The sequence below is a fragment of the Nocardia sp. CC201C genome (genome assembly GCF_030010695.1).
GTDB classification, from domain to species: Bacteria; Actinomycetota; Actinomycetes; order Mycobacteriales; family Mycobacteriaceae; genus Nocardia; species Nocardia otitidiscaviarum.
In genome coordinates, this window is sequence record NZ_JASCXP010000070.1 from 1 (window position 1) to 22,509 (window position 22,509).

General features: G+C 68.9%; 25 protein-coding genes and 1 pseudogene. 14 read left to right on the forward strand and 12 right to left on the reverse strand.

The window, feature by feature from the left end:
- Window positions 1-204, reverse strand: a pseudogene (locus tag QK444_RS10545) (MFS transporter); the annotation flags it as partial.
- Window positions 205-284: 80 nt separating this feature from the next.
- On the opposite strand from QK444_RS10545, the gene QK444_RS10550 reads away from it, so the two are divergent.
- From QK444_RS10550 to QK444_RS10570, 5 genes are all read left to right on the forward strand, one after another.
- A complete protein-coding gene (locus QK444_RS10550) occupies window positions 285-929 on the forward strand; it encodes a TetR/AcrR family transcriptional regulator (RefSeq protein ID WP_282779355.1) in 645 nt (214 codons plus the stop codon).
- Between the two features lie 46 nt (window positions 930-975).
- Window positions 976-2,307 (forward strand): family 1 glycosylhydrolase, encoded by a 1,332-nt coding sequence (locus QK444_RS10555; RefSeq protein WP_282779356.1) that lies wholly within the window; start codon window positions 976-978, stop codon window positions 2,305-2,307.
- A 60-nt stretch (window positions 2,308-2,367) separates the two neighbouring features.
- A complete protein-coding gene (locus tag QK444_RS10560) occupies window positions 2,368-3,705 on the forward strand; it encodes a family 1 glycosylhydrolase (RefSeq protein WP_282779358.1) in 1,338 nt (445 codons plus the stop codon).
- 81 nt (window positions 3,706-3,786) lie between these two features.
- The gene (locus QK444_RS10565; RefSeq protein ID WP_282779360.1) at window positions 3,787-4,299 is read left to right on the forward strand and encodes a hypothetical protein; all 513 of its coding nucleotides are present in this window, start codon (window positions 3,787-3,789) and stop codon (window positions 4,297-4,299) included.
- A gap of 142 nt (window positions 4,300-4,441) precedes the next feature.
- The gene (locus tag QK444_RS10570; RefSeq protein ID WP_282779362.1) at window positions 4,442-5,266 is read left to right on the forward strand and encodes a ParA family protein; all 825 of its coding nucleotides are present in this window, start codon (window positions 4,442-4,444) and stop codon (window positions 5,264-5,266) included.
- On the opposite strand, the gene QK444_RS10575 is transcribed toward QK444_RS10570, so the two are convergent.
- Window positions 5,248-6,444 (reverse strand): MFS transporter, encoded by a 1,197-nt coding sequence (locus QK444_RS10575; RefSeq protein WP_282779363.1) that lies wholly within the window; start codon window positions 6,442-6,444, stop codon window positions 5,248-5,250. The two genes, QK444_RS10570 and QK444_RS10575, sit on opposite strands and share 19 nt — an antisense overlap.
- A 94-nt stretch (window positions 6,445-6,538) precedes the next feature.
- Between QK444_RS10575 and QK444_RS10580 the strand changes: the two genes are divergently transcribed.
- A complete protein-coding gene (locus tag QK444_RS10580) occupies window positions 6,539-7,936 on the forward strand; it encodes a PLP-dependent aminotransferase family protein (RefSeq protein WP_282779364.1) in 1,398 nt (465 codons plus the stop codon).
- Between the two features lie 77 nt (window positions 7,937-8,013).
- Here QK444_RS10580 and QK444_RS10585 read toward each other — a convergent pair whose 3' ends face one another.
- The gene (locus QK444_RS10585; protein ID WP_282779365.1) at window positions 8,014-8,715 is read right to left on the reverse strand and encodes a hypothetical protein; all 702 of its coding nucleotides are present in this window, start codon (window positions 8,713-8,715) and stop codon (window positions 8,014-8,016) included.
- 25 nt (window positions 8,716-8,740) lie between these two features.
- Window positions 8,741-9,394 (reverse strand): putative sulfate exporter family transporter, encoded by a 654-nt coding sequence (locus QK444_RS10590; RefSeq protein ID WP_282779366.1) that lies wholly within the window; start codon window positions 9,392-9,394, stop codon window positions 8,741-8,743.
- Window positions 9,395-9,459: 65 nt separating this feature from the next.
- Here QK444_RS10590 and QK444_RS10595 point away from each other — a divergent pair, with 65 nt between their 5' ends.
- The 3 genes from QK444_RS10595 (at window position 9,460) to QK444_RS10605 (ending at window position 10,759) form a co-directional block, all read left to right on the forward strand.
- The gene (locus QK444_RS10595) at window positions 9,460-9,720 is read left to right on the forward strand and encodes a GntR family transcriptional regulator (protein WP_282779368.1); all 261 of its coding nucleotides are present in this window, start codon (window positions 9,460-9,462) and stop codon (window positions 9,718-9,720) included.
- Window positions 9,721-10,005: 285 nt separating this feature from the next.
- Complete coding sequence (locus tag QK444_RS10600) at window positions 10,006-10,344, forward strand: hypothetical protein (protein WP_282779370.1); 339 nt, start codon at window positions 10,006-10,008, stop codon at window positions 10,342-10,344.
- A gap of 160 nt (window positions 10,345-10,504) precedes the next feature.
- Window positions 10,505-10,759: a hypothetical protein gene (locus tag QK444_RS10605; RefSeq protein WP_282779372.1), complete on the forward strand. Its 255-nt coding sequence runs from the start codon at window positions 10,505-10,507 to the stop codon at window positions 10,757-10,759.
- 215 nt (window positions 10,760-10,974) lie between these two features.
- Here QK444_RS10605 and QK444_RS10610 read toward each other — a convergent pair whose 3' ends face one another.
- Together QK444_RS10610 and QK444_RS10615 are read right to left on the reverse strand one after the other, a co-directional pair.
- A complete protein-coding gene (locus tag QK444_RS10610; protein ID WP_282779374.1) occupies window positions 10,975-11,181 on the reverse strand; it encodes a hypothetical protein in 207 nt (68 codons plus the stop codon).
- A gap of 273 nt (window positions 11,182-11,454) precedes the next feature.
- On the reverse strand, window positions 11,455-11,679 hold the full coding sequence (locus QK444_RS10615; RefSeq protein ID WP_282779376.1) for a hypothetical protein: 225 nt from the start codon (window positions 11,677-11,679) through the stop codon (window positions 11,455-11,457).
- Window positions 11,680-11,909: 230 nt separating this feature from the next.
- Between QK444_RS10615 and QK444_RS10620 the strand changes: the two genes are divergently transcribed.
- Window positions 11,910-12,299 carry a P-loop NTPase gene (locus QK444_RS10620; protein ID WP_282779378.1) on the forward strand — a complete coding sequence of 130 codons (390 nt, stop codon included), beginning with the start codon at window positions 11,910-11,912 and terminating at the stop codon, window positions 12,297-12,299.
- A gap of 22 nt (window positions 12,300-12,321) precedes the next feature.
- Here QK444_RS10620 and QK444_RS10625 read toward each other — a convergent pair whose 3' ends face one another.
- The 3 genes from QK444_RS10625 to QK444_RS10635 all read right to left on the reverse strand — a co-directional run bounded on the left by QK444_RS10625 (window position 12,322) and on the right by QK444_RS10635 (window position 14,819).
- Entirely contained in the window at window positions 12,322-13,173 is an 852-nt protein-coding gene (locus tag QK444_RS10625; protein WP_282779380.1) for an NAD(P)H-binding protein, read from the reverse strand.
- 239 nt (window positions 13,174-13,412) lie between these two features.
- Window positions 13,413-13,628, reverse strand: coding sequence for a hypothetical protein (locus QK444_RS10630; protein ID WP_282779381.1), 216 nt, complete (start codon window positions 13,626-13,628; stop codon window positions 13,413-13,415).
- 129 nt (window positions 13,629-13,757) lie between these two features.
- The gene (locus QK444_RS10635; protein WP_282779382.1) at window positions 13,758-14,819 is read right to left on the reverse strand and encodes an LLM class flavin-dependent oxidoreductase; all 1,062 of its coding nucleotides are present in this window, start codon (window positions 14,817-14,819) and stop codon (window positions 13,758-13,760) included.
- 54 nt (window positions 14,820-14,873) lie between these two features.
- On the opposite strand from QK444_RS10635, the gene QK444_RS10640 reads away from it, so the two are divergent.
- Window positions 14,874-15,383, forward strand: coding sequence for an SRPBCC family protein (locus QK444_RS10640; protein WP_282779383.1), 510 nt, complete (start codon window positions 14,874-14,876; stop codon window positions 15,381-15,383).
- A complete protein-coding gene (locus QK444_RS10645) occupies window positions 15,380-15,964 on the forward strand; it encodes a TetR/AcrR family transcriptional regulator (protein ID WP_282779385.1) in 585 nt (194 codons plus the stop codon). Before QK444_RS10640 ends, QK444_RS10645 begins: the two co-directional genes overlap by 4 nt.
- A gap of 340 nt (window positions 15,965-16,304) precedes the next feature.
- On the opposite strand, the gene QK444_RS10650 is transcribed toward QK444_RS10645, so the two are convergent.
- Complete coding sequence (locus QK444_RS10650; protein WP_282779387.1) at window positions 16,305-16,733, reverse strand: lipocalin-like domain-containing protein; 429 nt, start codon at window positions 16,731-16,733, stop codon at window positions 16,305-16,307.
- Window positions 16,734-16,962: 229 nt separating this feature from the next.
- Between QK444_RS10650 and QK444_RS10655 the strand changes: the two genes are divergently transcribed.
- Both QK444_RS10655 and QK444_RS10660 read left to right on the forward strand, forming a co-directional pair.
- Window positions 16,963-19,689, forward strand: a complete 2,727-nt coding sequence (locus tag QK444_RS10655) for a cation-transporting P-type ATPase (protein ID WP_282779391.1) — start codon at window positions 16,963-16,965, stop codon at window positions 19,687-19,689.
- Window positions 19,690-19,762: 73 nt separating this feature from the next.
- Window positions 19,763-20,245: a hypothetical protein gene (locus tag QK444_RS10660; RefSeq protein ID WP_282779389.1), complete on the forward strand. Its 483-nt coding sequence runs from the start codon at window positions 19,763-19,765 to the stop codon at window positions 20,243-20,245.
- Between the two features lie 6 nt (window positions 20,246-20,251).
- Here the strand turns inward: QK444_RS10660 and QK444_RS10665 are convergent, their stop codons facing one another.
- Complete coding sequence (locus QK444_RS10665) at window positions 20,252-21,565, reverse strand: LCP family protein (RefSeq protein WP_282779390.1); 1,314 nt, start codon at window positions 21,563-21,565, stop codon at window positions 20,252-20,254.
- 106 nt (window positions 21,566-21,671) lie between these two features.
- Window positions 21,672-22,509: putative PEP-binding protein (locus tag QK444_RS10670; RefSeq protein WP_349239519.1), on the reverse strand; the 838-nt coding region annotated here is incomplete at its 5' end.

Sequence of the window (22,509 nt, forward strand, 5' to 3'; positions counted from 1 at the left end):
CCGCCCCGCGCCCCGCCCACCGAGCAGCATGAACCCGCCGAAGGCCAGCAGATAGGCGTTGGTGACCCAGCCGAGCCCGGCCTCACCGAGCCCGAACCGCTGCCCGATCGCGGGCAGCGCCACGTTGAGCACCGTCGTATCCAAGAAGATCACCAGTTCCACCACGGTGATCAGCAGTAGTTGCAGACGCCCCGTACCCCGCATTGCCGATATCCTTTCACTAGAGCGTCGATCTAGTGAAAGGATCGACTAGAGCCCTGCTCTAGTCAAGTAGGATGTGAGCCATGACCGCGAAGACCACCGGCGTGCGCGCGGCCCGCGCCTCGGCCAATCGCACCCGCATGCTCAGCGCCGCGCGGGAGCTGTTCACCACCCGCGGCTACACCGCGACCACCATGAAAGCCATTGCGGAACAGGCCGGAATGGCCGTGCAGACGCTGTACTTCACCTTCGCCACCAAACGTGCCATCCTCACCGAACTCCTGGATGTGGAGATCGCGGGCGATGCCGAACCCGTGGCCACCCTCGATCGGCCGTGGTTCGCCGAGGCGGTGGCGGCCCCACCCGAGGAACAGCTGCGCCTCCAGGTGGTCGCCGCCGGACAGATCCTGGGGCGCGTCACTCCACTGCTCGAGGTGGTGCGATCGGCGGCCGCCGACGATGCCGAGATCGCGGAGCTGTGGCAGACCAATCTGGCCCAGCGCCATACCGTCCAGGCGCGCTTGGCCGAGGCGCTCGCCGCGAAGACGCCACTGCGCGGAGGTCTCGATGCCGCCAGGGCCGCCGATATCGCCATGGTCGTACTCGCCCCCGAGACCTACCACCTGTTGGTCGGTGAACGCGGGTGGCCCGAATCCGCCTGGCAGGACTGGGCGGTCGACGCGCTGAGAACTCAATTGCTTCCACACGATTCCGCGATCCGTGCATAATGCTGGTCGACCGACCAGCATTGCCCCATCGGATTCCACTGCCCGGATGAGGAGTTCCATGCGCCCCCGCACCCGTCGCCAGGTCCTCGCCGCCCTCACCGGGGCCGCGCTACTCACCGTGACGGCTCCGGCGGCAGCGACGCCCGCGTCCGCGCCGCTGCCACCCATGGGGCCTGGATTCCATTGGGGCGTAGCCGCTTCCGGCTTCCAGTCGGAGGGGCACGCGCCCGACAGCAACTGGACCCGCTACATCGCCGGGAATCCGGACTACGACCCGTATCTGAACAGCGTCGACTTCTACTCGCGCTACGCCTCCGATATCGCGCTCGCGCGGCGACTCGGCGTGAACACCTACCGCATCGGCATCGAATGGGCCCGGCTCCAGCCGGAGCCCGGCGTCTGGGACGAGAACGCCTTCCGCTTCTACGACGCGGTCATCGACGCCATCGTGGCCGCGGGTATGCGGCCCATGCTCACACTGGACCACTGGGTGTACCCCGGCTGGCAGGTCGATCGCGGCGGCTGGCGCAATCCCGCCATGCTCGACGACTGGCTGACGAATATGCGAAAAGTCGTGGACCGCTACGCCGCTCGCGATCCGCTGTGGGTCACCATCAACGAACCGGCCATCTACATGATGAACGAGGTCCGCAACGGCGGTCTGTCGGCGGCCGAACTGCCGCTCATGCAGAGCCGCCTCATCGCCGCCCACAACGGCATCTACGACTACATCCACCAGGTGCGCCCGGATGCGATGGTGACCAGCAATGTCGCCTACATTCCCGCCGTCGACGAGGCGGTCAACGGCGCGATGCTGGCCGGGATCGCGGACCGGCTCGACTACGTGGGCATCGACTACTACTACGGCATATCCCCGGAGGTGCTGCCCGCGATCTCCCCGGACGCACTGTCCGAACTGTGGAAGATGCCGTTACAGGCCGACGGGATCTATTACACGCTGCGGCATTTCGACCGCATGTTCCCCGGTAAACCGCTCTACATCGTGGAGAACGGCATGCCGACCGAGAACGGGCTGCCCCGCGCCGACGGTTACACCCGGGGCGACAATCTGCGCGACACCATCTACTGGATCCAGCGCGCCAAGGCCGACGGCATGAACGTGATCGGGTACAACTACTGGAGCCTCACCGACAACTACGAATGGGGTTCCTACACGCCGCGTTTCGGCTTGTACACCGTCGACGTTCGATCCGATCCGAGCCTGACGCGACGCCCCACCGACGCGGTGGAGGCCTACCGCGCCATCGTCGGTGACGGCGGCGTCCCGGGCGACTACCTGCCCACCCGCGCACCGGCCACCTGCTCACTGGTCGACGTGCCGTCCAGCTGTACCGATCCGGTGCCGCTCCCCCGCTGAGAGCGGCGCCATCGGCGCGCCTGACCCGGGTCACAGCTATCTGACAGCTACGATTTTCGCATGCGCTCCAGGCTGCGTCGCTGCGTAATCACCGGACTGACAACCGCGGCGGCATGCCTGCTGGTGGCACCGCATGCGGCGGCCGTACCGCCGTCCGTGCGCGGTGGGCTCGGTGACGATTTTCTCTGGGGCGTGGCCGCGTCGGGATTTCAGTCCGAGGGCGCGACCCCCGATAGCAACTGGACCCGCTACATCGAGGCAAAGGGCTACGAACCGTACGGGCAGTCGGTGGACTTCTATCACCGCTACGCCTCGGACATCGCACTCGCCGCCCATCTCGGCGCGAAGGTCTTCCGAATCGGCATCGAATGGGCGCGGGTGCAGCCGCAACCGGGCCAGTGGGACGAGGATGCGTTCCGCTTCTACGACGCGGTGGTCGCCGAGATTCTCGACCATGGCATGCGGCCCATGCTCACCCTCGATCACTGGGTGTATCCGGGCTGGGTGGCCGATCGCGGCGGCTGGAACGACCCCGCCATCGCCGAGGACTGGCTGCGCAACGCGCGGCGGGTGGTGGACCGGTACGCGGACTGGAATCCGGTCTGGGTCACGGTGAACGAGCCGGTCGCCTACATCATGCACGAGGTGCGCCACAACGGCGCCGACGCCGGGCGGATGCTGGACCTGGTCGCGCGGGCGCACAACGATATCTACGACTACATCCACCGGGTGCAGCCGGACGCGCGGGTCACCAGCAATGTCGGTTATGTCGCGGGAGCCGAGGCCGAGGTGAACGGCCCGCTGCTGGACCGCATCGGCGCGAGGCTCGACATCATCGGTGTCGACTACTATTTCGGCCTTCAGGCTCCCGAGGCGTCCACCGACGGTTCGGTGCCGCCCCCGGCGGGCATGTGGGAGCTGCCGGTGCGCCCGGAGGGCATCTACTACGCGTTGCGCCATTACGCGGAGCGCTTCCCGGACAAGCCGCTCTACATCGTCGAGAACGGAATGCCCACCGAGGACGGCGCACCCCGCGCCGACGGCTACACCCGATCCGACCACCTGCGCGACACCGTTTACTGGATTCAGCGCGCCAAGGCCGACGGCATGAACGTGATCGGCTACAACTACTGGAGCATCACCGACAACTACGAATGGGGTTCCTACGCACCCCGTTTCGGGCTCTACACCGTCGACGTCCGCACCGACCCGAACCTCACCCGCACCCCCACCGACGCCGTCGACACCTACCGCGACATCATCGCGGTCGACGGCGTGCCCGCCGAATACCGCCCGGTGCGACCGCTGTCGGACTGCGCACTGGTCGATCCGCCGGCCAGCTGTGAGCACCCGGTCACGGTGCCGGAGGTGGAGTTCGCGGGGCAGACCGCCTCGTAAAAACAGCTCGGAACCAACTATCTCGGTCATTTCGCCCTCACCGGGCTACTGCTGGACCGGGTGCGCGATCGGGTCGTCTCGATGAGCAGTCACACCCATCTCATCGCCGGCCTGGATGTCGACGATCTGGATTGGCAGCGGCGCGGCTACCGGCGCTACGGGGCGTACGCGCAATCCAAACTGGCCAATCTGCTGTTCGCCTACGAATTGCAGCGGCGACTCGATGCGGCCGGTGCGCCGGTGCTGTCGGTCGCCGCGCATCCCGGATACGCCGAGACCGATATCGTCACCCGCAGCGGGACGCTGCTGCGGTTCGTCACCACACCGCTACACCGTCTGACCACCGCGCTGCCCTGGCTGAACCCGGGGCAGAGCCCTGAAATGGGCGCGCTGCCACTGCTGTTCGCGGCGACCGCCGAGGTCGAGCCGGGTGGATACTACGGCCCGAACAGACTATTCGGTTTGCGTGGATATCCGATGCGAACGTCATCGAGCCACGCCTCCTACGATCGCGAACTCGCCCAACGACTCTGGGAGCGGTCCGAGAAGCTCACCGACGTGCGCTTCGATTTCGCCCATTTCGGACCTCGGTGAGGAATCACTCAGCGAAGGTGTCGGCCTTCGGGCGGGTCACCCGCTAGCCTGGCGACATGCCAGCAAACACCCGGTATCTCAGTGATCCGCCTTGCAGTCGATGCAAATCCGGCGCGACCTCGGGTAAGGGTGGGTGCGGATCATGACCACGGTCAACGCGTTCGAGCCCTCGGTGAAGAACGAGCTACCGCGCACCGAGGCCCACGTCATCGCCCTGTGCAATCAGAAGGGCGGCGTCGGCAAGACCACCTCCACCATCAATCTCGGTGCCGCGCTCGCCGAAACCGGTCTACGCGTCCTGCTGGTGGACCTCGATCCGCAGGGAGCGCTGTCCGCGGGTCTGGGGGTGCCACCCCACGACCTGAACGTGACGATCTACGACCTGCTCGGCAAGTCGGCGCCGCCGGTCGAGGAGGTCGTGATGCCGACCCGGGTCGACAACATGCATCTGCTGCCCAGCAATATCGACCTGTCCGCGGCGGAAATCCAACTGGTCAACGAGGTTGGTCGGGAACAGTCGCTGCGACGGGTGCTGGACCCGGTCCGGGACCGCTACGACTACATCCTCGTCGACTGCCAGCCTTCCCTGAGCCTGCTCACCGTCAACGCGCTGGCCTGCGCCGACGGGGTGATCATTCCGATGGAGTGCGAGTTCTTCTCGCTGCGCGGCCTGGCCCTGCTGACCGACACCATGGAGAAGGTGCGCGAGCGGCTGAATCCGAAGCTCACCCTCTCGGGCATCGTGGTCACCATGTTCGACGGGCGGCTGCTGCACTCGCGGCAGGTCATGGCCCGGGTGGGCGAGGTCTTCGGCGACCGCGTCTACGACACCGTCATCTCCCGCACGGTCCGGTTCCCCGACGCCACCATCGCCGGGGAACCCATCACCACCTGGGCACCCCGCTCGTCGGGGGCCGATCAGTATCGGGCCCTGGCCCGCGAGGTGATTCAGCGCACGAGTTCGTGACTCGCCCGGCGCGGGCGCACCACCAGCAGTGCGCCCAGCGCCAGCGCCGAGCCCAGCCACAGCACGCTACCCACCCCGAGGCCGTTCACGGCCAGACCGCCGATCAGCGCGCCGAGCGCGATGGACAGGTTGAAGGCCGAGACGTACATCGACGACGCGGCCTCCGGATCCCGCGGCGCGGTGTCGAGAATCCAGGTCTGGAAGGTGACCGGCACCGCGCCGTAGCCCAGGCCCCAGATGACGAGGGTGACGGCCGCCGTCACGACGGTGTGGTCGACGGCCAGCAGGGTCAGCATGCCCGCGGCCAGCAGGATCGCCAGTCCGACGACGGTGTGCCGCAGGTATTTCGCGATGAGCGCCCCGGCGATGAAGTTGCCGCAGATGCCCGCGACGCCGAAGACCAGCAGCAGCGCGCCGATCACGCCGTCATCCACGCCGTGGGACAGCAGCACCGGGCGGACGAAGGTGTAGGCCAGGAAATGTCCGGTGACGACCAGGAAGGTCAGCGCGATTCCGGCCCGGACACCCGCGTTGGTGGTGAACACCCGGGGCAGATCGCCGAATACCAGGGTGCGCCGCGCGGGCACCTTCGGCATCAGCAGCACGAGGCAGACCAGGGAGATCAGGCCCAGCACGCCGACCGCGGCGAAGGCGATCCGCCAGCCGCTCAGGTCGCCGAGCAGGGTGCCGGTGGGAACACCCAGGACCGAGGCGGTCTCGACCCCGCCGAAGATGACCGCCGTGGCCCGCGTGACATGGTGCGGCGGCACCAGGCGCAGTGCGATGCCGCCCGCCAACGCCCAGAAGCCGCCGACGCTGACGCCGATGAGCACCCGCGCGAGCAGGATCAGCGTGAAGTCGGTGGCGAAGGCGGACGCCAGGTTCGCCGCACCGACCAGGCCGACCAGGACGGCGAGCACGACGCGCCGGTCGATCCGGCCGGTGGCGAGGGTGACCAGCGGCGCGGAGACGGCGGCGACCAGGCCGGGGACGGTGACCATCAGGCCCGCGACGCCCGCAGAGATACGCAGGTCGGCGGCGACCGGTGTGAGCAGGCCGACCGGGAGCAGTTCGGAGGTCATGAGGGCGAAGATGCCCAGGGTGACGGCCGAGACGGCCAGCCATCCGCGCACCGCCGACGGAGTGTCGGCGGTGGCGGTGGTCGCGAGGAGAGACATGGCGGCACAGTTCCTTTCGGTGGAACACGGTGACGGATGGACGGCCGTGCATTCACCGTAGGAGTGGCAATGACCCGGAGTAGGGTGCAATCCTGTGCCAGATTCATGGGTCAATCGCGAGGCGGGCGCCGATCTGCATCTGGAGCTCAGCGGCCGGGGTAGTCGCCGCGCCCAGGTGATGGAGGCGCTGCGGGAGGCCGTCCGCTCGGGACGTCTGGCCCCGGGCACCCGGCTGCCGCCCTACCGCGGCCTCGCCCGCGATCTCGGGATCGCCCGCAATACCGTGGCCGACGCGTATGCCGAACTGGTGGCGGAGGGCTGGCTCACGGCGCGGGTGGGGTCGGGCACCCGGGTGGCCGAGCGCGCCGTACCTCGCGAACCCGAGCAGCCGCACCGGATCTCGCCGCCGCGGCGCCGCCTCGGTCACGACCTGCTGCCGAGTTCGCCCGATGCGGCGGCGTTCCCGCGCACGGCCTGGCTCGCCTCCGCCCGGCGCGCGCTGGCGGCCGCGCCGAACGACGCCTTCGGCGTGGGGGATCCGCGAGGTCGCCCCGAACTACGGGAGGCGCTGGTGGAGTATCTCGCGCGGGCCCGCGGGGTGCGGGCCGACAGCCACCGGGTGATCGTCTGTTCGGGCTTCGCGGAGGGGCTGCGGCTGCTCGGTGCGATCCTGCCCGGACCGGTGGCCGTGGAGTCCTACGGTCTGGGATTCCACCGGGAGATCCTGCACGAGTGCGGATTGCGCACGATTCCGCTGCCGGTCGACGCCCACGGTGCCCGGATCGCCGAACTTCCCGACACCGGGGCCACTGCGGCGCTGCTCACCCCCGCGCACCAGTTTCCGACCGGCGGCCCGCTGCATCCGGAACGTCGTGCGGCCGTGGTCGATTGGGCTCGCTCCCACGGGGCGCTACTGCTCGAGGACGACTACGACGGCGAATTCCGCTACGACCGGGACCCGGTCGGCGCGGTCCAAGGCCTCGACCCCGACCGGGTGGTGTATTTCGGCTCCACCAGCAAGAGCCTCTCCCCCGCATTGCGCCTGGGCTGGCTGGTCGTGCCCGCCCGGCTGGTCGACGCCGTGCTCGCCGCCAAGGGGCCGCGGGAACTGTCCACCGGTGTCATCGATCAGCTCACCCTCGCCGATTTCCTGACCTCCGGCCGCTACGACAGCCACCTGCGCCGCATGCGCGCCGTCTACCGTCGTCGCCGAGACCTGTTGACCCGCATCCTCGCCGAGCGCTTCCCGCACATTCGGGTCGGCGGCATCGCGGCGGGTATGCACGCCGTCCTCGAACTGCCGGACGGCACGGAGGAGGCCACGCTGCGCGCGGCCCACCGCCTCGGCCTGGCACTCGACGGGTTCCGGTCCTACCGCCACCCCGACAGCACCATGCCACCACGCGACGGCCTCGTGATCGGCTACGGCACCCCGCCCGAGCACGCCTATGCCGCCGCGCTCGACGCGCTGTGCCGGGCCCTGCCGACGTGAGCTGCCCAGAGCCGCGTGAGCTACACGAAGCCGCATGAACTATACGAAGCCGTCTGCGTGACACCGAGCCGCGCGGGCTACTTCGTGGTCGTTCCGGCGCAGCGCGATCGGTAGTCGGTCAGATCGAGCACCTCGGCGAAACGGCCACAGCGCGGCTCGCTCGCGGCCAAGCGGACCGCCGCGGCCAACAGGTCCATCCCGTGCGCGGCCAGCAGTTCCATTCCGGCCGAATCCTCGGATCGCAGGTCGATCAGATCCCGGAAGAAGCGTCCGACGACGCCCACCGCGCCGGTGCCGGGCAGCGGCACACCGGTTCGAATCTCGTTGGGGCGCAAACCCGTCCGCTCCAGGATCGGCTCGAGGGGCACCTGCGCGACAATGCGGTCCCAGCAGTCGTCCACGCAGACGGTGTAGGGCCGTCCGGTATCGAGCAGGTACATCTCGCCCGGATGCGGTCCGGGTACCCGCTCCCCCTGCTCGAGCCAGCCCGGCGCACCGCCGCACTGGATGACGGCGAACAGCATCGGCTCCTCGGACAGCGCCACCAGGCGGCGGGTGCGACGAGCCACCTGGGCACTGGCCCGGACACGGGACAGGGTGAGATCGCCGAACTGGGCCGCGTCCACGCGCCCGTGGAAATCCCCCAGGTGCACCGGCGAGACGGACATGGGCACATAGGCGGCGCTCACCGCCCCTTCCCACGCCTCGAACGCCTGTGCCGCGGATACCCCCGCCGAGGTCCTCACATCGATCACGCCGCGACCGGTCGAGTCAACCACGCTTCCATTGTGGCAGCCGCGGCGCTCATAACCAGCCGGTTGCCCACTGCAATATCAGACAACTGACCGACAGCACCACGGCGAGAATGCCGCCGAAGAGCAGTGGCCTGCCGCCACCAGCGCGAATGTGACTCCAGCTCAACGATGTTCCGATCGCGGCCAGCGCCGCCGCGATGAGCCAGGCGCTGACCGACCCGAGGGCCGCCGCCCATACGGTCGGAATCAGGCCGGTGCTCGCGAGCACCGAGGCCGCGACGAACAGCGCCACGAACACCGGCACCGCCCGCCAGGGCGCGGCGGCCCGCTCCGACCGCCGGACGGTCAGGTGCACACCGAGACACAGCGGCACGATCAGCAGGCTGCGCACCATCTTCACGGTGACCGCGAACTGCGCGGCGGCCGGGCCGAAGATCACCCCCGCCGCCACCACCGAGGAGGTGTCGTTGATGGCGGTGACCGCCCAGAGCCCGAAGGACTGCTCCGACAGCCCGAGCGCGCTGCCCAGCGGCGGAAAGACCAGTACCGCGGCGATATTGAAGACGAAGATGGTGCCGAGGGCGTAGGCCAGGCGCTCCCGCTCCGGACGCAGCACCGCGGCCACGGCGGCGATGGCGGACGCGCCGCAGATGGCGGTGCCCGCCGCCACCAGAATGGCCGAGTCCCGCTCCACTGCGAGCATTCGCCCGACCAGGACGGCGGTGACCGCACACACCAGGGGGTGCCGAGCAGCACCGCCGAGGTGGGGTGGCCGACGGCGAGCAATGCCGGCAGCGGCAGGCCGAGGCCGAGCAGGACGATGGCGAGGGCCAGCAGGCGCTGTCGGGCGATGCGCAGGCCGGGGGCGAGGACTCCCGCCTCCTCGACGGAGCGTATATCCTGCGGGCCCGTATTCGCAGCGGCGTGTACGGAAATCGCCCGCTGCCGTCGGAAACTCAACTGGCGGCGGATTTCGCCACCAGTCGCAATATCGTGCGCGACGGAACCGTGCGTATTCATGGTGAGTGAAGCTTCTTCAGCGGGAACTGGCCAGGGTTCGCGCCGTGGTCGTGGGAATCCCGACGGATTCCGGCGAACCGCGGCCCGTGGTTGCATCGGCGAATAGAGACGCCGTTGATCAGTGAACTTTCAGACGGCATCCCAAACTGTCCGGATGCCGTATCGGTGAAACCTGACGTCCCCGTCGTCGGACTTGACATCGGACTGCCTGTTCGGGTCGCGGCGCGGCATTGAGCTTGCCCTCTCATGAATCTAGCCCGAGCGTTGGAGGGTGGTTTCGGGTTGACTGTTCTGATGAGTGACGAGCACGGATACTGGACTCCGGCACATCATGCGGTCGAGCTCTTCGATGTGGTCGGCCTGGCTCGCCTGCTGGCTGAGGGCGCCGATCCCGATGAAGCCTTTGTCGACATGACGCTGCTGACGCACGCCATCGATGCCGAGGGCGATGCCGCCGCACAGACCGGCGAACCGTTGAGCGTCCACCTGACGGCGGTGCTGCCGGCTTTCGGTGCCGATCCCGCCTTGCCCGACCCTACCGGTAGAACTCCGATGGACATGGCGGCGTTCTACCGCCACGATCTCGCGATCAAGCTGCTCGAAAGGCACATCAAGCAACCCCACGGAGCATGAATACCGATCGGCAGGGTCCCCTGAGCGCGTTGGTTGGTGGCGTGCGTTCGTCGGACACAACCCAACGCCGCCGAAAACGCCCGTCGACGCGTCAGGTTTCACCGGTGCCAGCAGCACTCAGCCGCGCTTACGGTGACCGCTGAGGAGAATGGAGTCCGTGGTGCTGTTTGACCGAGTCGACGCAGAGCGCGAAGCGGAGTTCGCCCGTCTCGCGGCTGACGTGGTAGCCGACCTGGAGTTCCTGGGCGTCCTGGTCTTCGACGCGGGCGACAGCACCAAGGGGACTCAGGTGCCCCCTGGTCACGCCTACGTCTTCTACGACCCAATCGTCGAGGGCATGCCCGGCGTGTACGTCGCGTGGAAACCGAGCGACCAAGCGGTTCACGCGATCACCGGCCTGGCCGCCGCGCCGTAAACGCCTCGTCCACGCCAGCTGGTGGGCGATGATCGACGCGTTGGCCGACACCCTCGCCGCTGGCGGCTGGTCGCTCGACCGCTCGGACACCGGCACTCACGAGCTGACGATCCGGATTGTCGGATCACCGGAGCCCGGATAAACCGGTTCCGGCCGGACTGTTCGCGGCGGGCCCCACGACCAGCGCTGGTTTGCTCGCTCGGATGTGGCGGCGGCTACTCGGCGAGGGTGCGTGCGATCATGGCGTATTCGACTGCGGTCTTGTCGCTGAGACCGAACGCTTGCGCCAGGTGCAGCGGGTCGCTGCCGAGTGAGAGTGCTTCTTGCAGAACGCGGTCGGCGCGGATCTGTTCGAGGTCGATGCCGAGCAGCCCGAGGGGCCAGGTCAGGTGGTAGTCGAAGGCCGGTGCGGTGCCCAGCACGGAGTCGCCCGAGACGATGACGTGCCGGTTCGGGGGTGTGGGGCCAGTGCTCGTGCCGGTGGTTCAGCCACTCTGTCACGACGGCGTAGGTGAATTCGGTGAGCTGGTGGCTGGTTGCGCCGATCCGGATCCGGCGCGCGGAGAGGTCGATGTCATCGAGCAGGAGGTGTCGCAGCGCGGTGGCGCGGGCGGCGTAGACGGCCACCAGGGCGACGATGACTCGCTGGAGTGGGGTTATCGCGGTCGCTGTGACGGTGTCGACTTGCTCGGTGGTCATGGGCAGTATCGAGCGGTGTGGTGCGCGTCCGGCGTGCATGCGGCGGGTCGGGTCGGGTCGGAGAAGATCAGGCGATGTCGCTTGGCGAATCCGAACAGCGACCGCAGGGCGACGAGGGTTCCGTTTCGTCGGTGGCCGGTCAGGGTCTTCAGCACGACTGAGACGTCCTCGCGGGTGACCTCGCGCAGGTGCGGTCGGGTCGGGGCCCATCCGATCAGCACCGGGTGCACTCGGGCGAAATAGGCGTGCAGTGTGGCCTCGGCGCGGGGGCGGGCTCGTCGCTCGCCGTCGTGCAGGGCGAGCAGCCAGGCCCGGACCTCGTCACGGAATCCCGCCGGGAGCGCGGCGGTTCGGCGGTTGATCCATTGCTGCGTAAGCGTGTCGCTGTCGTGGATCAGCTGGCACCGGCGATATCGCCATCTCCCTCGCCCAACTCCTACCGACCGCGGAGATGCTCATCGTCGCCACACCCCAGCACACCGCCGCCCGCATCGCCGAACGCGCCGGAGCGGTCGGGGTGCAGACCGGTCAGCGGGTCGCGGGGGTCGTCGAGAACATGTCCTGGTACGAGGGCTCCGACGGCGCTCGCCACCTGCTGTTCGGTTCCGGCGGGGCCGAGGAGGTCAGTGCCGGGCTGTCCGACATCCTGGGCACCGACTGCCCCGTCCTCGCCCGCATCCCCCTCGACCCCGATGTGTGCACCGCGGGCGACGACGGCACCCCCATGGTGCTCACCCATCCGGACTCCGCCGCCGCCCAGGCGATCTCCGCGCTGGCCGATCACCTGCACGTCCACCGAACCCGTCTCGCCGGTCGGCGACTCGCGGTCGCGCCGGGGTGAGGCGGGCTCGGTGCGCGATCGTTCAGTCCTGCTTCCACGCACCCGCCGCGATCGCATCGCGCACGTAGTCGTCGAAGTCCTTCGGCTCACGCCCCAGCAGTTGTCGCACCGTGTCGGTCACCGTGGCATTGCGGCCGTCCAGCAGGGTCGCGAAGATGTCCAGCATGACCGCCACCTCCTCGTCCGGCATGCCGAACTCGGAGGTCAGCACGGCACCGAATTCCGCACCGCTGACCGGGATGTACTGGATCTCGCGACCGGTCGCCGCGCCGATGGCGGCCGCGGCGTCACCGAAGGTGAGCAGTCGCGGACCGGTCAGGTCGTAATTGCGGCCCGCATGCCCGTCCTCCGTGAGCGCGGCGACGGCGACATCGGCGAGATCGCCGGAGTCGATGAACGGCTCCAGGACCTGACCGGCCGGGAACGCGAGCGCGCCGCCGAGGATCATCTCCGTGAACACGCCCTCGTCGAAGTTCTGGTCGAACCAAGCCGCTTGCAGCACGGTCCATTCCGCCCCGCTTTCGCGTACCGCGGTCTCGGCCGCGGCGGCCTGATCCTCGCCCCGGGCCGACAGCAGCACCAGCCGCCGCACGCCCTTGGCGACCGCCAGCTCGCTGAATGCCCGAATCGTCTCTCCCGCACGCGGATCCCCGATATCCGGGGTGTACATCAGGAACGCGGCCGACACGCCCTCCAGCACCGCATCCCAGCCGCTACGGTCCGACCAGTCGAACGGCACCTCCGCTGACCGGGATCCGATCCGGACCGGGTATTCGGCGGCGTTCAACCGCTCGGCCACCCGCCGCCCCACCTTCCCGGTTCCCGCGGTGACGAGAATGGTCTGAGCTGCTGTTTTTTCGTTGTTCGAAGTCATGCCTTCAGTCAAGCCGCCCGGCCGCCGCGCAGCCATCGTCGAGAATCTCGCCCCCATACGTGACCGTCTCTCGGGCCGATCGGCCGCCCATTCCGCCGCACCCCGTGTCGAGGGCGTCATCGGCTACGTGCCCGATGGACGCGTGGCGGGCGGCGGGTGGAGCGCTACGAAACGAGCACGGGTGCACTACCGAGAGTGCGCCACCGCAATCTCGCAGCATCCACTATCGAGGCGGTGGATCAGCGGCACACCGCATCGGCGATGGCCTGGGCGGCGGGCAGCAGCGGACTCTGTGCGCCACCGGTCGCCTCGATCAGCAGGACCAGCGGATAGGAAATGGCGGTGCACTGCGGCGAGGGCGGCGGCGGTGTCGCGCTCGCGGCACCGATGCCGGTCAGCAGGGCTCCTCCGGCCAGGGTTCCGGTGATCGCGGTGGCGGCGAGTAGTTTGCGCATATCGATCTCACGTTCCTTCCGAGTGCTTCTCAGTACCTCTCAGTACCTCAGACAATCTTCAGCAACTATCGAAACCTCTGAGCTGGTCGTTTCGTAACCCGTCAGCACTGTGATGTACGTCTCTCCTCATCAGGCGGACCGGCTGTCCACCAGGTCGATCAGCCGTCGCAGAGTCGTCAACTGCTCCTCGAACGGAGTGTCCATTTTCACCAACAGGGTCGAAATGCCCACCGCGCGATAGCGTTCCACGCGCTCGGCGAGGACTTCGGGGGTGCCGACGAGGTTGGTATGGCCGCCCAGTTCGAGCGGGACCGCGCGGCGGGCCGCATCACGGTCACCGGATTGCCACAGGTCGGCGACGCGGCGCACCGCCGGTCCGAATCCGAGTCGGGTGAATGCCTCGCTGTAGAAGTTGCGGCCGGCCGCGCCCATGGCGCCGATGGTGAAGGCGTAACCTTCCGCATGGCGTCGAATGCGTTGTGCCGCATCGGCTTCGTCGTCGGCGAACTCGACCGCGACGGGCGCCACCAAATCGAGATCGGCCAGGGTGCGGCCCGCCGACTCCGCGCCCGCGCGCAGCGGGTCGAAGAAGACCTCGGCGGCTTCGGGTATGAAGGCATTGCCGAGCCAACCGTCCGCGGCCGCGCCGGTCAGCCGGAGGTTGGCGGGCCCCATGGCGGCGACGTAGACGGGCACCTCCCGGGGCGCGACCAGCGGCCGCAGGGCGCGGCCCGCACTGTCGGGCAGGGGCAGGGTGTAGACCTCACCGTCGTACCGCAGCGGTTCACCACGGCCGATCAGGCGCACGATATCGATGGTTTCACGGGTGGTGCGCACGGGTTTGCGGAAGCGCACGCCGTGCCAGCCCTCCATCACCGCGGGACCCGACACCCCGATACCGAGACGGAAGCGACCGCCCGAGAGTTCCTGCACGCTCAGCGCCGAGGTGGCAAGCAGCGCCGGGGAGCGGGAGCCGAGCTGAACGACGAAGGTGCCCAATCCGATCGAGGTCGTCCGGGCGGCGAGATAGGCCAGGCCGGTCAGGGCGTCGTAGCCCCACACCTCCGGCACCCACAGCGAATCGACGCCGAGCCGCTCGGCCTCCACCGCGAACTCCGCGGCTCCGGGTAGGCGGGGTTCGACGACTACGCCGATCCGTAGCGGATTCCGTCGGGGCTGCGCTGCGACCATGCACTATGTTATACATCATAGAAACCGTTTGATGGGAACCCGAGAGGCCACCGCGTGCGCTACCGCGATCAACCGACCGTCGAAGTATCCGAACGTGTTTCGTGCACCGCCGCCCAGGCGTGGGCGCTGGTCACCGACATCACGCTGCCCTCGCGCGTCTCCGAGGAACTCGAGTCCGCGGCATGGCTCGACGGCGCGGATCGGGTCGCGGTGGGGGCACGCTTCCGGGGCACCAATCAGCACAGCGCCATGGGCACCTGGTGCACGGAGTGCGAGGTGATCGAGGTGGAGCCGGAACGGCGCTGGGTCTGGCAGGTGCACGGACCGGCCGGGGTCAGCGCCACCTGGGGATTCGAGGTGGATCCAGCGCGCTCGGGCGTGATCGTGCGTCAGTGGGGACGCCTCGGCCCCGGCCCGTCCGGGCTGAGCCACGCCATCTCCACCATGCCGGACAAGGAATCCCGCATCATCGCCAACCGGTTGGCCGAATGGGAGCGCAATATGCGCGCGAATCTCGCCGCCATCAAGGCGACATTCGAACCGCCGCGGGAGAATCGGTCGTGACGGCGCGCGGCGGTACCAAACGGAAGATGCTGCTGGGCGCGGTGGAATTGCTGCGGGAGCGCGGTTCGGCGGGCGTCACCATCGACGCGGTGCTCACCCGCACCGGCACCCCGCGCGGATCCGTTTACCACCATTTCCCCGGTGGACGACGCCAGTTGCTCAGTGAAGCACTGCAACTCGCCGCCGACGCGATCGCCGACATGATCGAGAGCGCCGCCGCCACCGGCCCCACCGAAGCCATGCACCGCTTCGTCGAGTTCTGGCGGCAACTGCTGCTCACCTCCGACTTCCAGGCAGTCTGCCCCGCCGTGGCGGTTGCCGTCAGCGGCACCGAGGACGACCGCGCCCTCCATCCCGAGGTTGCCGCCATCCTCACCCGCTGGCACACCGCCCTCACCACGTCCCTCACCACCGCCGGATTCCCCACCCCCCGAGCGACCCGCCTCGCCACCCTCACCCTCACCTCGATAGAGGGCGCCATCATCCTCTGCCGCACCACCCGTTCCGTCCAACCTCTCGACGACGTAGCCGCAGAATTGGAACCCCTACTGGCCCAGCGCCACTCGCGGGGGGCGAACTGAAACGGCGCGCGAGTTCATCCCATGGCGCTGCGCGCGCCATGCCGCGGCGGCCGCCGTCATCTTCGACTGCGCCGACGCCATCGAGACCCTGCTGGGCACAGTTCATTTCGCGGCTCGGGTCCGCATCCAGCCCGAGGGCTACTACGCGTGTGTATGGGACGATTTCGTCTTGATCTCCTACGACTACGCCGCCCGGCTGTCGCTCACGGTGACCGACTGAGAAGCGATCGCGCTCGTCGACTCTGCTGGCGCGCGTGATCGCGACACAGGTCGGTGGTGGGTGTGCCACCGTGGTCGCCGACGCCGCCGTCTTCGGTACCGCCGCCTGCCGAGGCAACCGCTACTCCACGCGCACCCAGTGCAGGCGGTTGACGAGGATCTGGTCGCCGACCGGGGTGGGTGGGGTGCTGAGCACCAGTCGGTCGTCGGACAGGTCGACGATGCGGCGCTGCTCGGTGCCGACCCAGTTCGGGAACAGACTCATGCGCAGAGTGTGGACAACGGTGTCACCTTCGACGTAGTACTCGCCGCAGTAGGCGATATAGGTCGAATAGGCCTCGGCGCGTGCGGATTCCGGGCCGCCGAGGGCGTTCGGTGTGGACAGGTGCGGGCGATCGGAGCGGGACAGGTGGCCGCTCATCCAACCGCCGGGGGTGTAGACCACGGAGCCTTCCGGGTGGTCACCGAACGGCCGGGTGACAGCGCCGGTGTCGTCGGTGGCGGTCCACGCGGTCAACCGCCACCGCCCCACCAGGTCTCCGGATTCCATGTGGTCGATGCTAGTGGCGGTGCGCCGAGCGGGGTCCCCGATGGCGCGGTCGTACCGCCGCTAGGGGCGAAGGGCCTTGGGTCGCCCGGGTTGCCCGGCTCCCGGTTCGGGGGACGAAATGCCCTGGTTGGGCGGGGCGCACCGGAGATGGAATGGGGGTATGCGCCCCGCCGAACGATCGTATGACCGAGTCGTGCCGCGGGCAGCCGCGGAGATCGCCGTGCCGGACATGTTCGGCAATGCCCATCATGGGCTGTCCGCCCATGAGGTAGTGCTGCTGCTCGAGACCGATCAGCATCGCGGCCTGAGCCGAGGCGAGGCCGCCGAGCGGATGGCACGGTTCGGGCCGAACACCTTGCCGGACGCACGGCGTGCCGGGTGGCCGATGCGCCTGCTGCGCCAGCTGCACAATCCGCTGATCTATGTGCTGCTGGCCGCCGGTGTGGTGACCGCGGCGCTGGCCGAATACGTGGACTCCGCGGTGATTTTCGGTGTCGTGGTGGTCAACGCACTGGTCGGGTTCGTGCAGGAGTCGAAGGCCGAGGCCGCGCTCGAAGGGCTGCGGTCCATGGTGCGCACCCAGGCCCGGGTGGTGCGCGACGGCGGTGAGCGGACGGTGCCGTCCGACGAGCTGGTTCCCGGCGATCTGGTCCTGCTCGACGCGGGCGACAAGATTCCCGCCGATCTGCGGCTGATCCGGGTGGCCGAGCTGCGTGTGAACGAGTCGGCATTGACCGGGGAGTCCGCGTCGGTCAGCAAGGACGAGGTTGTGCTCCCGGCGGGCACCCCGGTATCCGATCGGCGCAATATGGCCTACTCGGCGACCTTGGTCACCGCCGGAACGGGTGCGGGCATCGTGGTCGCCACGGGTGCGGAGACCGAGGTCGGCGCGATCCACCGGCTGGTGGGTGCGGCCGAGGATCTGGCCACGCCGTTGACGCGAAAACTGGCCAGGTTCAGCAGGATTCTGACCGTCGGCATTCTCGTGCTGGCGGCCGCCACCTTCGCCGTGGGCTATCTGCGCGGCCAGGACGCGGCCGAGATGTTCACCGCCGCCATCGCACTCGCCGTCGGAGCCATCCCGGAGGGGCTACCGGCGGCGGTCACCATCACCTTGGCCATCGGCGTCTCGCGGATGGCCAAGCGGCGCGCCGTCATTCGGCAGCTCCCGGCGGTGGAAACCCTGGGCAGTACCACGGTCATCTGCTCGGACAAGACCGGCACGCTCACCGAGAACCAGATGACCGTCACCACCATCTGGACACCCGACGGCCGCTTCGAGGTCAGCGGAACCGGCTACGCGCCGACCGGCATAGTCCGCGAATCCAGCGGTGCGCCAGCGGAATCGGAGACCCATCAAGGCTTGCGCTGGACGCTGCTCGCCGGTGCCGCCTGCAATGACGCCACCCTGCACCACGATGACGGCCGGTGGACGATCGTCGGCGACCCGACCGAGGGCGCGCTGGTGGTGGCCGCCGCCAAGGCAGGTCTCGACCGCGACCGCATCGCACGACTGCTGCCGCGGGTGGCGACCATCCCGTTCAGCTCGCACCGCCGCTATATGGCCACCCTGCACCGCGATACCGGCTCGGCGTCCGCCGCCGACCAGATCGTGCTGGTCAAGGGCGCGGTCGAACAGATCCTCGACCTGTGCCCGACCGCACTGCGCGCCGACGGCACGACCACACCACTGGACCGCGACGCCGTCCTCGCCGCCGCCGACGAGCTGGCCGCACGCGGCCTGCGCGTGCTGGCAACGGCCGTGCGTCCGGTGCGCGCCCCCGCGGAGTTCACCGTCACCACGCTCGCGGACGGCCTGAACTTCACCGGCTTGCAGGCCATGCTCGACCCCGCCCGCGCCGCCGTGCCGACCGCCGTCGAGTCCTGCCGCAGCGCGGGCATCGCGGTCAAGATGATCACCGGCGACCACGCCGCCACCGCCGCCTCCATCGCCGCCCGCATCGGCCTGCTCGACCCCCGCGACGGCGAGAACGCGCTCACCGGCGGCGAATTGGACACCCTGCCCCCGGACCGGTTCGCCGAGACGGTGGACCGCGCGCACGTGTTCGCCCGCGTCTCCCCCGAACAGAAACTCCGCCTGGTCGAGGCGCTCCAGGCGCGCGGTCACGTGGTCGCCATGACCGGCGACGGCGTCAACGACGCGCCCGCGCTGCGCCAGGCCGATATCGGCGTGGCCATGGGCGCGGGCGGTACCGAGGTGGCCAAGGACGCCGCCGATATGGTGCTCACCGACGACGATTTCGCCACCATCGAGGCGGCCGTGGAGGAGGGCCGCGGCGTCTTCGACAACCTGGTCAAATTCATCACCTGGACACTGCCGACGAATATCGGTGAAGGGTTGGTGCTGTTGGTCGCGATCGCGGCCGGTGCGGCGCTGCCGATCCTGCCGACCCAGATCCTCTGGATCAATATGACCACCGCGGTGGCGCTCGGACTCATGCTGGCCTTCGAACCGAAGGAACCGGCCATCATGACCCGCCCGCCGCGCGATCCCGGCCAGCCCCTGATGACCGGTTCGCTGGTGATGCGCACCCTGCTGGTGTCGACCCTGCTGGTCGCGGGCACCTGGTGGCTGTTCGAATGGGAACTCGCCCACGGTGCGACGCTGGCCGAGGCGCGCACCGCCGCGCTGAATCTGTTCGTGGTGGTGGAGGCGTTCTATCTGTTCAGCTGCCGCTCGCTCACCCACTCCGCGTGGCGGATCGGGCTGTTCTCCAATCCGTGGATCACCGGGGGTGTGGCGCTACAAGCCGTCGGTCAGGTCGCCATCACCTATCTGCCGGTCATGAACACCGTGTTCGCCACCGCCCCGATCGGAGGCGATTCCTGGCTGCGCATCGTGGGGATCGCCGCCGTCGCCAGTGCCGTGGTCGCCGTCGACAAGCGGCTGCGGCGGCCCGGCGGCTCGAGTGGAACTACGCGGTCGGTCGGGTAGTCGCGCGCAGGTGTCGAACGGGTTGTGAACGACAGGATCGACAGCATCGTGGTTCCTGGACGGGAGGTCGATGATGAATCGCTCGGTACTGCTTATCGGTCAGGTGTTCGTCGTACTGCTCGCGCTCGGGGTGCGGGTGCTCGCCCCCGGCTGGTGGCTGGTCATCGTGTTCATGTCGCTCGGCACGGTCGCCCTGATCACGCTGACCCCGCTGCTGGTGGCGGTCTCGGTCGCCACTGCGTTCGCGCCGACCCTGCGCCCGCGCAGTCTGCTGGCGCTCGCGGCCGCCGATGTGTCCCTGCTGGTCTTCGCGCTCACCCTGCCGGACTTCACCGATGTGGCGGATCGCTACCCCGTGCCGTTGGCGACCCTGACCACCGGCGACGGGGAGGTCTCGCGGGCCGCGGCGGATACGTTCGGCACCGTCGCCGGGTACGCCGCGCTCGCATATGCGGCGGCTGCCGCGCTCACGGTGGTGTCCGCGGTGCTGGATCAGCGGCGTTCGCGGCCCGGCGGGACGCCACCGCCGGACCGCTTCACCGTCGCGGTCGCGTGACGCCACTCAGTTCACGCATGGAATGCCATCGCCGATCGACCCCGTCACCGGCTCGCCCGCGGCGGGGGTCGACGCGGCCGTGGCGGTCGTTGTCGTCGTGGCCGTGGCCGAAGACGTTGTCGTGCCGGAGGTTTCGGCCGCCTCGTCCGCATCGGCGCCGGGTGTGGTGGTCGATGTGGGCGGTGTGAGTCCGAAGGCGGTGCGGACTTCCCGCTTGATCGCGTCGGGGTCGATGATGTTCACGTCCTGGCCGTTGACGGTGGCGTAGCGCAGCACCGGCAGCGTGCGGAACTCCACCGGGATCGAACCCGCCCGGCCCAGGGTGTGGGCGAACTCGAGCAGATTCCAGCCCTTGGACAGCATCATGTCCGCATGTGCGACGTCCACGAGTCGCTTGAGCTTGCCCAGGTCGGTGAAGGTGCCGGAATCCTGCAGCGACTTCGCCACGGACATGAGGAACGCCTGCTGACGGTGGGTGCGGTCGAGATCGCCGTTCGGCAGGCCGTGGCGCTGGCGCACGAAGGCCAGCGCCTGCGCGCCGTCGAGGTGCTGGCGACCGGCCGGGAAGACCGCGCCGGAGTAGTAGCTGTCGTCGACGGCGTTGTTGAGACAGACCTCCACGCCGCCGACGGCATCGGCGAGATCGTAGAAACCGGCGAGGGAGATCTCGGCGAAGCGGTTGATCGGGACGCCGGTGAGCGAGCGCACGGTCTGCACGATGGAGGCGCGTCCCGCCTCCCGGCCGCGATGCTCGAGCTCGATCGGATCGGTCATGCCCTGTTCCATCAGGTCCTGTTCCACCGCGGCCTTCTTCAGGCCGTACGCCTCCTTGATCTTGACCTTGCTGTAGCCGGGGATCCCGGAGACGTCGACATAGTTGTCGCGCGGGATGGAGAAGGCCACGATCTTGCTGAGATCCTTCGGAATGTGCACCAGGATCAGCGAATTCGCGTTGTAGCCCCCGACGTCGCTGTCCCCGGCGTGCAATGCGTCGAGGACTTCGCGCGGCAGATCCTTGCCGTCGAAGTCCTTGCGGGTGTCCAGCCCGATCAGCAGGATGTTGAGGTCGCCGTCGAGGGCGGCGGCGTCCTCGTCGGTGAGCACGTCCGAGCGCGTGAAGCCCTGATCCAGCCCTGCCGACGCGTACCAGCCCACCCCGGTCACGCCGACTACGACGGCCGCTACCGTCGCGGTGAGCAGTCGCACCAGCCCGCGGGCGCGACGAGCGCGCACCGACCGCACCGGCACCGCACGGTGTCGCGGCCCGCGGGCGTGACGCGGTCCGTAGTGGGCGGACGGGTTGCGAGGTTTGTCGGGCATCACCTTCGAGTGTGTGACGCAATGCTGTGAACAGCCTGAATGAGCAGACCAACCGGTTGGTTATGCCGGACACGGCGACTCCTCGGCAATCCGCCCGGCCCGGCGATCAATCCGGAAGCGTCAACCCGCGCACCGCGGCGGCCGTCGCGCAGCGCAGCGCCCGCCCGGCCAGATCCGCGCAGGCCCGATGGTCCAGCGTCCGCACGGCGGCCTTGACCAGCGGTACAGCCGCGGGCGCGACACTGAGTTCGGTGACGCCGAGCCCCAGCAGGATCGGCACCGCCACCGGGTCGGAAGCCAACTCACCGCAGACAGCCACCCGCGCCCCGCCCGCACCGCGACAGACCATGTCGATCAGCCGCAGCACCCCGGGATCGAGGGCGTCCGCGAGCGCGGCCACGGAATCGTTGCCGCGCTCGACTGCCAGGGCGTACTGGGTGAGGTCGTTGGTGCCGATGCTGAAGAAGTCCACGTACTCGGCCAACTCCGCCGTCTTCGCCGCCGTGGCGGGCACCTCCACCATGATGCCGACGTCGATCGAAAGCCCTTCGGGTGCCACCTCTTCCAGCATCCCGCGCCCGGCCTCGATCTCCTGCACGGCGGTGACCATCGGGAACATCACCCCGATCGGATGGTCCGCGGCCACCCGTGCGACGGCGCGCAGCTGCTCGCGCAACAGGTGCGGATGAGCCAGGGCGAGACGGATACCGCGCTGTCCGAGAAACGGATTCGCCTCCGTCGGCTGGGCCAGATACGGCAGCGGTTTGTCACCGCCCACATCGAGGGTGCGCAGCACCACCGGGCGGCCGTCGAAGGTGTTCGCCAGATCCCGGTACACCTGCTCCTGTTCCGCGGCGGTCGGGGCGTCGGCTCGGTCGAGGAACAGGAATTCGGTGCGCACCAGGCCCGCACCGTCCGCGCCGCCGCGCACCGCGTCCTCGGCA

Coding starts and splice junctions, on each gene's coding strand:
- QK444_RS10620 (WP_282779378.1), top strand. CDS start 11,910: ATGCTCATCGTCGCCACACCCCAGCACACCGCCGCCCGCATCGCCGAA.
- QK444_RS10575 (WP_282779363.1), bottom strand. CDS start 6,444: ATGTCTCTCCTCGCGACCACCGCCACCGCCGACACTCCGTCGGCGGTG.
- QK444_RS10625 (WP_282779380.1), bottom strand. CDS start 13,173: ATGACTTCGAACAACGAAAAAACAGCAGCTCAGACCATTCTCGTCACC.
- QK444_RS10560 (WP_282779358.1), top strand. CDS start 2,368: ATGCGCTCCAGGCTGCGTCGCTGCGTAATCACCGGACTGACAACCGCG.
- QK444_RS10550 (WP_282779355.1), top strand. CDS start 285: ATGACCGCGAAGACCACCGGCGTGCGCGCGGCCCGCGCCTCGGCCAAT.
- QK444_RS10630 (WP_282779381.1), bottom strand. CDS start 13,628: ATGCGCAAACTACTCGCCGCCACCGCGATCACCGGAACCCTGGCCGGA.
- QK444_RS10570 (WP_282779362.1), top strand. CDS start 4,442: ATGACCACGGTCAACGCGTTCGAGCCCTCGGTGAAGAACGAGCTACCG.
- QK444_RS10665 (WP_282779390.1), bottom strand. CDS start 21,565: ATGCCCGACAAACCTCGCAACCCGTCCGCCCACTACGGACCGCGTCAC.
- QK444_RS10565 (WP_282779360.1), top strand. CDS start 3,787: ATGAGCAGTCACACCCATCTCATCGCCGGCCTGGATGTCGACGATCTG.
- QK444_RS10650 (WP_282779387.1), bottom strand. CDS start 16,733: ATGGAATCCGGAGACCTGGTGGGGCGGTGGCGGTTGACCGCGTGGACC.
- QK444_RS10600 (WP_282779370.1), top strand. CDS start 10,006: ATGAGTGACGAGCACGGATACTGGACTCCGGCACATCATGCGGTCGAG.
- QK444_RS10555 (WP_282779356.1), top strand. CDS start 976: ATGAGGAGTTCCATGCGCCCCCGCACCCGTCGCCAGGTCCTCGCCGCC.
- QK444_RS10590 (WP_282779366.1), bottom strand. CDS start 9,394: ATGCTCGCAGTGGAGCGGGACTCGGCCATTCTGGTGGCGGCGGGCACC.
- QK444_RS10635 (WP_282779382.1), bottom strand. CDS start 14,819: ATGGTCGCAGCGCAGCCCCGACGGAATCCGCTACGGATCGGCGTAGTC.
- QK444_RS10660 (WP_282779389.1), top strand. CDS start 19,763: ATGAATCGCTCGGTACTGCTTATCGGTCAGGTGTTCGTCGTACTGCTC.
- QK444_RS10655 (WP_282779391.1), top strand. CDS start 16,963: ATGTTCGGCAATGCCCATCATGGGCTGTCCGCCCATGAGGTAGTGCTG.